This is a genomic window from Komagataeibacter ossonobensis, assembly GCF_057359305.1.
In genome coordinates this window covers 1-10905 of sequence record NZ_JBXAYQ010000065.1, presented here as the reverse complement: position 1 = coordinate 10905, position 10905 = coordinate 1, and the positions used below count along the sequence as shown (strand labels likewise).

Below are 10905 nucleotides of genomic sequence, written 5' to 3'. Positions count from 1 at the left end.
GCTAGCTTTTTTCCTCTTTTTCCTGACAACGGCTTTTGATTGCGTCCCCTGTGTCGCTGTCATAATCTGCATTCATGGTCCGCACTCCTTCTACAAAACCTGCCACCCGCAAATCCGCCGCATCCGCGAAAGTTGGCACGACCGTCACGAAAGACAATCTGAAAGCCCTTGGTGCGGATCGGCTTGCAGACCTTCTGGTCGAACTGTCGGAACAGGATGCCGTGCTCACCCGGAAGCTGCGCATGGCGCTGACAGCCACTCATGCGAAAGACAAACTCGGCAAGGAGATCGAAAAGAGGCTGCGAACGATCCAGCGTTCCCGTGGATTCCTGCCCTGGGACCGGATCAAACCCCTTACGACCGAGCTCGATGCCTTACGGCAATCCATTCTCAACGATGTTGCAACGACGGATGTCGGGCAGGCCATTTCCGCCATGCGTCTTCTCGTGGAACTTGCTCCTTCCGTCTATGAGCGCTCTGATGACAGTTCCGGTTACCTGTCAGATGTGTTTCGCGAAGCGGCCTCCGATCTTGGCTCCCTCTGGGGACGACAGGCTGGTCGGGATCCGGCTGTCACTGTCAGGGATATGCTCACACTTCTCGATAACGACGGGTATGGCACCTGTGACCGCCTGCTTGTCTCGTGCGGTGAAGCACTGGGGAAGCCGGGCGCGGCCATACTCAGAAGCACGCTGCTTGCACGACTGCACGACCTTCCCGCCTCAAATGCGAAGGGAGACTATCGTACCGACTTTGCGCGCATGCAGACCCTCGGTCATCTGAAGGATCTGGCCGATGCAATAGGTGACGTCGATGCCTATATCGAAGCAGTCAACCTGAGTGAACGTCAGTCCTCTTCTATCGGCGATGTTGCACGTCGCCTGCTGGACAAGGAGCGTGCCCGTGAGGCGCTCGAATGGCTCGACCGGGAGACTGAGGAGACGCCCCGGTTCCGCTGGGAAAATGACGATCTTCGGATCGAAGCGTGCGAAACCGTGGGCGATCGCGACACAGCCCAGTCCCTGCGATGGAAAATCTTTCAGGAACGCCTTAGCCTGCCGCACTGGCAAGCATATCAACGCCATCTCAGCGATTACGACGCGATTGATGCTGAAGAACAGGCACTCAATCACATCCGTAATTTCCCGGTCAGGGGCGTAGCCCTTTCCACTCTTCTTAAATGGCCAGCGCTCGACGCTGCTGCCCGTCTCGTGCGGGAGCATACGGCAGAACTGGACGGGCGTGATTACGGAACACTACGTCCGGCTGCGGATCGTCTGTCTGAATCGTATCCCAATGAGGCGACCCTTCTTTACCGCCTGCTGGTCGAGGCCGTGCTGAATAAGGCGCTTTCCCGCTATTATTCCTATGCGGCGAAGGATCTCGCCTCCTGTCGGCTGCTTGCACAAATGCTGACAGCGACAAACGGCATGGAAACCCATGAAGCCTTTATGACCCGCTTGAAAGCGCAGCATAAGCGCAAGCTGGGTTTCTGGTCGCTGATCGGTGAATAATTAAAGACAGCGATAGGGGCAGCAGAATGTCTGTCAGGTTGTGAAACGTCATTGGCGTAATCAAGGAGTTCGTCGACCTGCTTCATGATGTTCACGATCAGCCGGTTTGATGTGATCAGCATTACGGAACGCATGATGGTTTCCTTCACTGACATTCAACTCCTCAGCATCCTCTCAGGACCACAGGGAGCCGTCCACGCCATCAGTTCTCAGTGAAAATCAACACCGATAGGTCTGCACGACGGGCCAGCCTTCACGGACGGCCATTTCATCGCGCAGGCGCAACTGGTCCTCGATGGAGGCCGCACTCTGGTTGTCGGACGAATGGTGGGCATAAAGAGCTACGCGGGTCATTCACTCTCCCCTTTCCGGCCTGTCCTTCCCGTCCGGGCGATGGCCGGGAAGAGGGCAATTGTCGTTGGCCGCCCGCCCCAATTTCCGACGGGCGAACTCTTCGCGGGCGATCTGGCGGCCCATTGCGCTCGCCAGGGCAAACATCAGTTCATCGCACCGCGCTTTCGCGGCAGGATCGACCGGCCCGTTATCGTTGGCCGGGACGATACCGCCGAGTTTGCGTTTCGTATCTTTTACCATGCCGCCACTTCCCATTTCCGCAAAAAAACAGGGTATGAGGCATCGAAACACTCACGGTCGGAACATCACAAATCCCGTGTTCGGGCGTTTACGTATGTCATAGCGGTAATCGGCGGGACTGGCGTAAGTCTCAAACGCCCCCGCTTCGCGTTCAATTCGGAGAAATTGCGGATCTTCACCGCACGATCGGGGAATCGAGCGACGATTTCCAGTTCGCCCCCAAATGCCGGCATGACATCAATCGGGTATAGCTTATAAGCCCACAAAACTGTCCGAACGGACGGGGCCACCTCAAAATATACATAAAATTATTATTTGATATCGAAATATATATATATATATATATCAATCTTGAAAGGTACCCAAAATTCTGATATATAAAACTGCATCATATATGTGAATTGATGCAGAAAAGAACATTGATATGAGCTGCGACATAACAGGCATAGCAGAGCGATTGCAAGCGGCGCGCAAAACCAAGGGGTTAAGCCAACGCGAGTTGAGCGAGTTGGCTGGGGTGCCTCAAGCGCAGATTTCCCGGATCGAAGCAGGAACTGTCGACCTACGCCTCTCAAGCTTGGCCGCGCTCGCTCATGCCCTTGATCTGGAGCTTGCTCTTGTTCCACGCAAGGCTGTGGCCGTCGTGCGTTCCCTAAGCCGCGATGCGATCAGCTCCAACCGCAAAGACGTCGTTGCAATCCAAAAGGAGATGCAGCGAATCAGTGAGACAATGCGCGGCATCCAAATGAGCATGCCAGACCTCGAAGGACTTCAGCGACTTCAGAAGTCTATCTCCGACTTGCACCGGTTCCGAGTATCGATGCTCGACCTCGAGGAAATGAAAAAACTGCGTCACATAATTGAGCAGATCGGTCGTCCAGGAAAAGAGATGGTCTCACTCAATGAAAGCCTCAAAATAATGCGAACGATCCGCAACAAGGCTTCACATGATCCGCTACCCGATAGCGGAGATACCCTATCACGTCCGGCCTACTCTCTTGATGAGGAGGACGATGATGCCTGATGTTTCCTTCCTGACCGTCAAACTCCATGGCAAACCGATCGGGACACTCACGCATCTTGGCGATGAACGATCAATCTTTACGTTCAATGACGCCTATATTGGTAACGCAGATAGAGAAACGCTCGGTTTGTCCTTCAAAGACCAGTATGGAGAGTTGCGGAACGACTTCAGGCCGATCAAAGTGAAGCTCATGCCGTTCTTCTCGAACCTGCTTCCTGAAGGTCGTCTCCGCAGCTATCTGGCAGAAAAGGCGGGCGTCAATGAGACGCGTGAGTTCTTCCTGATCCAAGCCCTCGGCCGCGACCTGCCCGGGGCTGTGACGGTCGAGGTCGCTGAAGATGAAGCACGGCCTTTGTTTGATGATCTCGATGATCAAGTCGAGGTTAAGGGCTCAAACACCCATGAAAACGCGCTCCGGTTTTCGCTTGCTGGGGTTCAGTTGAAATTTTCAGCCGTCATCGACGCTGCCGGTGGCCTGACCATTCCAGCAAGTGGGATCGGGGGCGGTTGGATCGTCAAGCTTCCCTCAAGAGAGTATCATGGCGTCCCTGAAAACGAATTCTCGATGATGACGCTTGCTCGCATGGTTGGCATCAATGTCCCACCTATCGGCTTGGTAGATATTAGCGGTATCAAAAACTTGCCGGACGGCATCGACCAGCTTGGAGACAAGGCTTTTATCATCGAGCGCTTTGATCGTCGCGAAGATGGCACATCCATCCATATCGAGGACTTTGCTCAGGTCTATGGGGTCTATTCCGAAGATAAGTACAAAAAAGCAAGCAACCGCAGCATCGCGTCGGTGATCGCGGCTGAGTCCGATCATAACGATGTTGCCGAGTTCATCCGTCGCCTGACTTTCAATACCCTCATCGGCAACGGGGATATGCATCTGAAAAATTGGTCACTCATCTACCCCGACCAGCGGACCGCCAAGCTCTCTCCTGCCTATGACTTCGTATCGACGATTCCCTACATTCCGGGCGATCAGTCGGCCTTGAATTTCAGTCGTACGCGACGGTTTGATCAATTCACGAAAGAGGAACTTCTTCACCTCGCCGGCAAGGCCGCGCTGCCGAGAAAGCTGGTCCTCGACACGGCACGTGAAACTGTCGGTCTCTTCATGGATCGATGGTCATCCGAGAAGGCGCATCTTCCGATGTCCCGTCATATAGTCAAGGTCATCGACAACCATCTAAAGACTCTGCCTATCATAGGCGAGGCGACCAGCTAAGAAACGAAGCAGAATGAATATTGCCGCTGGATCCGGAGATAAGACTTTCAAGCAATGATGTCCGCTTTGCGAAACACAGTCCAGCACTCCGCATGACCAATGTGTAGGCGTAAGCGAACATCGCGAAGATGAATTATCCTTCTGACACAACATTCAATGAAAATTCCGGGCCTTCACAAAGATATTTTCGACAGACCTGTCCTGATCAAGGTTGGAGAGAGGCTGCAGCGACCGATTCCCCACATCGGCCAGCAGGTGGGAGAGATCACCGATCTCGCGTGCCACCAGATGCATCACCTCCCCTTCCTTCTGCAGCCGCCCGACAACCCCCAGCATCTGGCCTGACAGGACCACCCGGCGGAAACGCTCGAACATATCAGGCCAGATGATCACGTTGATCGCGGCCGTTTCGTCTTCCAACGTCATGAACACCACACCTTCGGCCGAACCGGGCCGCTGGCGGACCAGCACCAGTCCGGCCACCGACAGGCTGCTTCTGCCCCGGGCCTCCAGGGCCTGCCGACACGTCACTATCCCGCGCTCAACGAGATCTGGGCGCAGGAACGCCACGGGATGATCCCGCAGGGTTAGGCCGGTACGGTTGTAATCTCGCGCGACCTCAGCCCCGTCCCGCATGGGCTGGAGCAGCACGTCGGGTTCTTCCGCCTCACGCATGACGGCGGCTGCGGCAAACAGCGGCAGGGGTTCGTCACGTAGTGCTTTGATCGCCCACAGCGCCTCGCGCCGGGCCAGACCCAGCCCCGGCCGGAAAGCGTCCGCCTCGGCCAGACGGGTCAGGGCCGCCCCCTTCACCCCTGCCCTGCGCCACAGATCATCGACCGAGGCAAAGGGCCGGTTACCCCGCGCTGCCACGATCCGGGCCACATCCTCGTTGGCCAGTCCTTTCACTAGGTTCATACCCAGGCGGACGGCAAACAGCCCGTCATCCCGCTCCGGGCCTTCGAGCGTGCTGTCCCAGCGCGAGGCGTTGACGCAGACCGGCCGGATCTCGACCCCATGCTCGCGGGCGTCGCGCACAAGCTGGGCCGGGGCGTAGAACCCCATCGGCTGGCTGTTCAGGAGGGCGGCCAGAAACACATCTGGATGGGCGCATTTCATCCAGGATGACGAATAGGCAAGGATGGCAAATGAGGCCGCATGGCTTTCGGGAAAGCCGTAACTGCCAAACCCCTCAAGCTGCTGGAAGATGCGCTCGGCAAAGGTCGCGGGATAACCCCGCGCCGTCATGCCTTCGATCAGTCGCGTGCGGAAACGCGAGACCGTGCCGGTATTCTTGAACGTCGCCATGGCCCGGCGCAACTGGTCGGCCTCGGACGCCGAAAACCCGGCACACACCATGGCCACCTGCATCACCTGTTCCTGGAACAGCGGAATGCCCAGCGTCTTCTTGAGCACCTTTTCGAGTTCCGGCGTCGGGTAGATCTCCTTTTCCTGCCCGGCCCGCCGACGCAGATAGGGATGCACCATGTCCCCCTGGATGGGACCGGGCCGGACAATGGCCACCTCGATCACCAGATCATAGAACACCCGGGGCCTGAGACGTGGCAGCATGGACATCTGGGCGCGGGATTCGATCTGGAACACCCCGATCGTGTCCGCCTTCCGGATCATGGCGTAGGTCCGCGGATCCTCGGCCGGAATGGTCTGCAGCGTGTAATGCTGTCCCTTGTGTTCGGCCAGAAGGTCCAGCCCCTTCTTCATGCAGGTCAGCATACCAAGGGCCAGCACATCGACCTTCATGAATTTCAGGACGTCGATATCGTCCTTGTCCCATTCGATGATCTGGCGACCGTCCATGGCCGCCGGTTCGATCGGCACCAGTTCATCCAGCCGGTCATGGGTCAGGACAAACCCGCCGGGATGCTGCGACAGGTGGCGCGGCATGCCGATCAGGCAGCGCGCCAGATCCAGCGTCAGCCGGATCCGCCGGTCGGAGAGGTCGATCCCCGTTTCATTCAGCGCGTCATCATCCAGCTTGCGCCCCCAACCCCAGATCTGGCCGGACAGGGTGCGGATCAGGTCTTCGGGCAGACCCATGACCTTGCCGACATCGCGCAGCGCGCCCTTCGCACGATAGCGCGTAACCACGGCCGTAAGGGCTGCGTGGTTGCGGCCATAATGACCATAAATCCACTGGATGACCTGCTCCCGGCGCGCATGCTCGAAATCCACGTCGATATCGGGCGGCTCGCGGCGCTCTTCGGATACGAAGCGCTCGAAGAGCAGCGACGTCCGTGCCGGATCGATGGCGGTAATGCCCAGTACATAGCAGACAGCGGAATTGGCCGCTGATCCCCGCCCCTGGCACAGGATGCCCTGCGAGCGGGCGTAACGGACGATGCTGTGGACGGTAAGGAAATACGGTGCATAATCCATGCGCCCGATCAGGGCGAGTTCATGGTTGAGGATGTTCCTGACCTCGGGCGGAATGCCTTCGGGATAGGCCGCTGCCGCCCCTTCCCAGGTCAGGGCTTCGAGCGCCTGCTGCGGCGTCTGGCCCGGGACGGAGACCTCGTCGGGATATTGATAGGCCAGATCATCGAGCGAGAAATGGCAGCGCTCCACAATATCCGTGGTCCGGGCCACCGCCTCGGGATACCGGCTGAACAGTCGCACCATTTCTGCAGGCGGCTTGAGGTAACGGTCCGCATGGCGCTCACGGGCAAACCCGGCCTCGTCGATGGTGGTGTGGTTGCGGATGCAGGTCACCACATCGTGCAGGATACGCCGGTCGTGGGTGTGGAACAGCACGTCATTGGTCACGACCGCTGGCACCCGCGCCTGATGGGCGAGGTGCGCCAGTTCATACAGCCGCATCTGGTCATTGGGCCGACGCCGCAGGGTCAGCGCCATGGAGGCCCGGTCGCCAAAGGCATCCTGCAGCTTGCGAAGCTGCAGGGCGCAGGCATCATCCGCCGTATCCGGGATCAGGATGACAAGGAGGCCCTCACCCCATGTGACCAGATCCTCCCAGAGCAGACGGCATTTCCCCTTTCCGGCCCGGGCCTTGCCAAGGCTCAGCAGCCGACACAACCGGCCATAAGCGGCCCGATCCGTCGGATAGACCAGCACGGGCAGAAAATCGGCCAGATCGAGACGGCAGCCCACGACCAGGCGGATGCCGGTCTCTTTGGCCGCGACATGGGCCTGCACCATGCCCGCCAGGGAATTACGGTCGCAGATGCCCAGCGCTTCAATGCCAAGGGCCTTCGCCTGCTCGAACAGTTCAATTGGTGAGGATGCGCCGCGCAGGAACGAGAAATACGTCGTCACCTGCAGTTCGGCGTATGCCACGCTCATTCAAAGAGACCATGCAGGAACCAGCCCTGCGAACCGGTCTCGCCATGTTCGCCATCCCCGGTCCGGTAAACCCAGAATGTCTCGCCGCTGGTATCTTCCACCCGGAAATAGTCCCGCACGGTGGTCAGTTCGGCATCGCCCTTCCACCATTCGCCAAAGACCCGCTCGGGGCCATCAGCGCATCTGATCCGGCGGCGGATGCCACGCCAGATGAAGAAGATCGGCGGATGGTCGGGCAACACGGCCATGGTCTGGATCGGCTCGGGACGGGGCAACAGGCGCGTGGGGCGTGGCCAGTGATCCGGCCACTCCTTTCCGTCCTCGGGTGCGAGTGCGGGCACGCGGCAGACAGCCCGTTCCGGCACGTCGCTTTCCACCGGGGCAAAGCGATACAGGGCCTGTGTGCCGACGCGGTTGGCCAGGGTGTCGATCAGGTCGGAGACGTCGGCCTCTTCTTCCTCGATCAGGGCGGAGACACCCTGGCGGTGCAGGATCGGCTCGGCCAGCGACGCGGTCAGCACCATGCGCTCGATCCCGAAGCCCGGATCGATGGTCTCGATCCTGTCACAGAGCAGACGGGTCAGGCGTCTGACGTCCCGCACCGGCATGGCCGTAGCCACACGGACGGCCTCGGTTCGGCTGTCCACCCGGTGCAGCAGCAGGTCGAGGCGGCGCACGCCCTGCTCGCGTTCCTCCAACCCGGCGCACAGGGGCGGCACGAGTTTGGTGATGTAGCGGGCAATGGTCTCGGCTGCGCTGATCGGTTCGGCAAAGTTCCGGCTGACCTGCACCGGCGCCTGCAGCCGGACCGGGACAATGGCTTCCGCCTGCCGCCCGAAAGCCTGGTCCAGCCTGCGGGCGACATCCAGGCCGAAGCGCAGGGCCAGCGGTGCGCGCGGCATACCGGCCAGCGGGCCGATGCGTGACACGCCCAGCCCATGGAGGCCATCAATGATATCCTCTGGCAGGCGCAGGGCCTCGATGGGCAGGTCGACAATCGCTGCCGCCGTCTCACCGGGCGGCACGAGGGTGATACGTCCCCGGCCATAGCGCGCCAGCGCATGGGCGGCACCCCATGTATCGGCAATCGCGGCCCGGGCCGTCATTCCGGACTTCTTCAGGCGGGTGACCATGTTCTCCAGCATGACGGCCTCGCCCCCATGCAGGTGATCGGCACCGGTCGTATCCAGCACGATGCCGTCGGGTGGATCGGGGGCCACGATGGGAGCGATGCGGTGCTGGAACCACAGCGCTAGCCGCTCCAGCCCTGCCCGGTCACCGTCCGGGTCGGCATCCATGATGAGCAGATCGGGATGGAGCGCCTGCGCTTTCGCGACAGGCATGCCGGGACGCAGGCCCAGCCTGCGGGCGGCGAGATCGACCGATAGCACGACCCGTCGCCGCCCTTCCCGTCCGACGAGCGCCAGCGGGCGGTCAGGCGCGGGCGCGTCGGTTCCCAGCCGCTTCCTGAGCCGGTCTGTCGGCCAGAGCGGCAGGTAGAGCGAGACGACACGGTGCCAGTCTCCCTTTGGCATCACAGGCCTCCACTTCAAAATCGGCGCATTCGCCCGCGCGGGCACGGATCAGTTCCAGCAGCCAGCGGGACCGGCCGACGCCGGGCACTGGCAGCGGCACGGATGGGAGGACGGATACCCGCCACCGGGTGACCGAAGCGGTGGGCTGGCCGAAATCCGCCGCATCCGTCTGCCGCCGCCAGCGCCGTATGGCGATGCCCAGTGCGCCGGATGTCTCGGCCGCCAGCTGCAGGCGACGTGACGCGGTCATGGACAGGCGGGCCACCTCGGCGACGACTGCGCCCAGCCCCTGATGGCGCAATGCCTCCTCGAAACAGGCCAGCACATCGACGTCCGAACTGGCTGCGACATAAATGGTCCGTCGCGCCGACAGCCCGACCTGCTGCAGTGCCGGGGCGTACAGGTCCTGACGGGTGGCGATCCACAGTACCTTGCCCCGTGTCCGGGCTGCGATCCCGGCGGAAAACAGGCCGGACGCTGCTGCATTCAGGGCGTCATGGCCGCCGCCGGCCACTTCATGCAGCGCGCCCAGCGCCAGTCCGCCGTCTGGCAGGCGACCGTCAATCTCGGGCACCCCGAAGGGCAGCACGCCCCGCCTGCGCCGGCCCTGGCCTTCGAGGCGGCTGACCTGTGCTCTCAGCGCCTCCAGCGCGGGACGTGGTTGAGATGCGGGCATGGGGTCGGACAGTCCATTCGGGTGTTTCTGGTATGGAATTAGCGATTGTGTTCGTTATTTGTTCTGGTACGGTGACGAATGTCAACCTATTCTCGAGAAGAGTCTGTGATCCGGACGCGGGTACAGGCCTGCCGTCCGATCGTGGCTTGATGAAAAGTGTCTGAAGTACAGGGATTTATCTGGGGCGGTTCTGCAGTGTCTTGCCTACAGGAGTGGAAACTACCCGATAGGGCACCCTTACGCGGACTCGCGAAAGAAAAGCGTGAGGGGCAACCTCTATGCGATAACCAGTAGCCAGCAGGGGATCCGGAAGGCGGACAGAATCACGCCTGAACGTACCGCCAATCCAATCTTCCGCCTTTATCGGACATTTTCTCCAACACCGGTGATCGGGCCAATACCAATATCCGCACTCCCGCCTCGCCGTGGTAGCGACGCTGGAAAAGGGCGAAGCATTGCTGTGTGATGTCGCTCATAGCCTTTTCCGAACCTGAGCGTCCGCCAGATGGGAAATAGTGGTCTATTCACAAAGCCGAGCTGTTCCCGCCCGTCAAAATATCTGAATCTCTGCGCTCTCGACAGACGTTGCCAAATCCTCGAAATATGAAATGACTCACGCGGCAAACTCGAGGCACAGATTTATGCGCGTATCCCAAATGTAAAATATGAAGTCGGCGGGTGTGGCAGATCATGATTGAAGCATGAATCAGTTCCAGGAAAGTAATCTCAGGCCAGACTATCGATTTTACGCCTACAGTTCGGAACCCCACATCGACAAATTTCCGGCAACGCATGCTCCGGCTGAGCAAGATAAGAGGGAACTGTGCTGCGGCTTCCCAGCTAATCTCATCGCCAGGCGGGAAATCGTAAGATTTAGCGCCAGCTAGAACCTGTTTTTCCTTATAAAGTTAATGCATGACAAAGGCCGGGGCTTTGGGACACTCCTCACAATACATGATCCCGATATCTATCTGCTTTATATTCAGCTTTTCAATGATCTCGGCATT

General features: G+C 59.6%; 8 protein-coding genes and 1 pseudogene. 3 read left to right on the top strand and 6 right to left on the bottom strand.

Translation table 11 applies throughout. The annotated features are described in order from the left end of the window. Positions 1-74: 74 nt before the first annotated feature. Positions 75-1514, top strand: a complete 1440-nt coding sequence (locus tag AC1RQ9_RS17730) for a DUF6880 family protein (RefSeq protein ID WP_159264402.1) — start codon at positions 75-77, stop codon at positions 1512-1514. Positions 1515-1546: 32 nt separating this feature from the next. On the opposite strand, the pseudogene AC1RQ9_RS17725 reads toward AC1RQ9_RS17730, so the two are convergent. The 3 genes and pseudogenes from AC1RQ9_RS17725 to AC1RQ9_RS17715 form a co-directional block, all read right to left on the bottom strand. Then, positions 1547-1652 (bottom strand): annotated as a pseudogene (locus AC1RQ9_RS17725) (IS481 family transposase); the annotation flags it as partial. Positions 1653-1733: 81 nt separating this feature from the next. Further along, on the bottom strand, positions 1734-1868 hold the full coding sequence (locus tag AC1RQ9_RS17720; RefSeq protein ID WP_007396158.1) for a resolvase: 135 nt from the start codon (positions 1866-1868) through the stop codon (positions 1734-1736). Then, positions 1869-2108, bottom strand: a complete 240-nt coding sequence (locus AC1RQ9_RS17715) for a hypothetical protein (RefSeq protein WP_034933542.1) — start codon at positions 2106-2108, stop codon at positions 1869-1871. It abuts the gene before it with no gap. A 424-nt stretch (positions 2109-2532) separates the two neighbouring features. Between AC1RQ9_RS17715 and AC1RQ9_RS17710 the strand changes: the two genes are divergently transcribed. Continuing rightward, positions 2533-3132, top strand: coding sequence for a helix-turn-helix domain-containing protein (locus AC1RQ9_RS17710; protein ID WP_159264400.1), 600 nt, complete (start codon positions 2533-2535; stop codon positions 3130-3132). Beyond that, positions 3122-4366: a type II toxin-antitoxin system HipA family toxin gene (locus AC1RQ9_RS17705; protein ID WP_110531863.1), complete on the top strand. Its 1245-nt coding sequence runs from the start codon at positions 3122-3124 to the stop codon at positions 4364-4366. Before AC1RQ9_RS17710 ends, AC1RQ9_RS17705 begins: the two co-directional genes overlap by 11 nt. 153 nt (positions 4367-4519) lie before the next feature. On the opposite strand, the gene AC1RQ9_RS17700 is transcribed toward AC1RQ9_RS17705, so the two are convergent. Genes AC1RQ9_RS17700 through AC1RQ9_RS17690 form a run of 3 tightly spaced genes read right to left on the bottom strand, consistent with a single transcriptional unit; the run spans position 4520 to position 9898 of the window. Further along, a complete protein-coding gene (locus AC1RQ9_RS17700) occupies positions 4520-7687 on the bottom strand; it encodes an error-prone DNA polymerase (RefSeq protein ID WP_110531865.1) in 3168 nt (1055 codons plus the stop codon). Next, complete coding sequence (locus tag AC1RQ9_RS17695) at positions 7684-9222, bottom strand: Y-family DNA polymerase (protein WP_408885666.1); 1539 nt, start codon at positions 9220-9222, stop codon at positions 7684-7686. The genes AC1RQ9_RS17700 and AC1RQ9_RS17695 overlap by 4 nt, the downstream gene beginning before the upstream one ends. Next, positions 9122-9898, bottom strand: coding sequence for an ImuA family protein (locus AC1RQ9_RS17690; RefSeq protein ID WP_159264396.1), 777 nt, complete (start codon positions 9896-9898; stop codon positions 9122-9124). The genes AC1RQ9_RS17695 and AC1RQ9_RS17690 overlap by 101 nt, the downstream gene beginning before the upstream one ends. Positions 9899-10905 lie beyond the last annotated feature (1007 nt).

Excerpts from the sequence above, each read along its gene's own strand:
- AC1RQ9_RS17730 (WP_159264402.1), top strand. The coding sequence starts at position 75 with ATGGTCCGCACTCCTTCTACAAAACCTGCCACCCGCAAATCCGCCGCA.
- AC1RQ9_RS17695 (WP_408885666.1), bottom strand. The coding sequence starts at position 9,222 with ATGCCAAAGGGAGACTGGCACCGTGTCGTCTCGCTCTACCTGCCGCTC.
- AC1RQ9_RS17710 (WP_159264400.1), top strand. The coding sequence starts at position 2,533 with ATGAGCTGCGACATAACAGGCATAGCAGAGCGATTGCAAGCGGCGCGC.
- AC1RQ9_RS17705 (WP_110531863.1), top strand. The coding sequence starts at position 3,122 with ATGATGCCTGATGTTTCCTTCCTGACCGTCAAACTCCATGGCAAACCG.
- AC1RQ9_RS17700 (WP_110531865.1), bottom strand. The coding sequence starts at position 7,687 with ATGAGCGTGGCATACGCCGAACTGCAGGTGACGACGTATTTCTCGTTC.
- AC1RQ9_RS17715 (WP_034933542.1), bottom strand. The coding sequence starts at position 2,108 with ATGGTAAAAGATACGAAACGCAAACTCGGCGGTATCGTCCCGGCCAAC.
- AC1RQ9_RS17690 (WP_159264396.1), bottom strand. The coding sequence starts at position 9,898 with ATGCCCGCATCTCAACCACGTCCCGCGCTGGAGGCGCTGAGAGCACAG.
- AC1RQ9_RS17720 (WP_007396158.1), bottom strand. The coding sequence starts at position 1,868 with ATGACCCGCGTAGCTCTTTATGCCCACCATTCGTCCGACAACCAGAGT.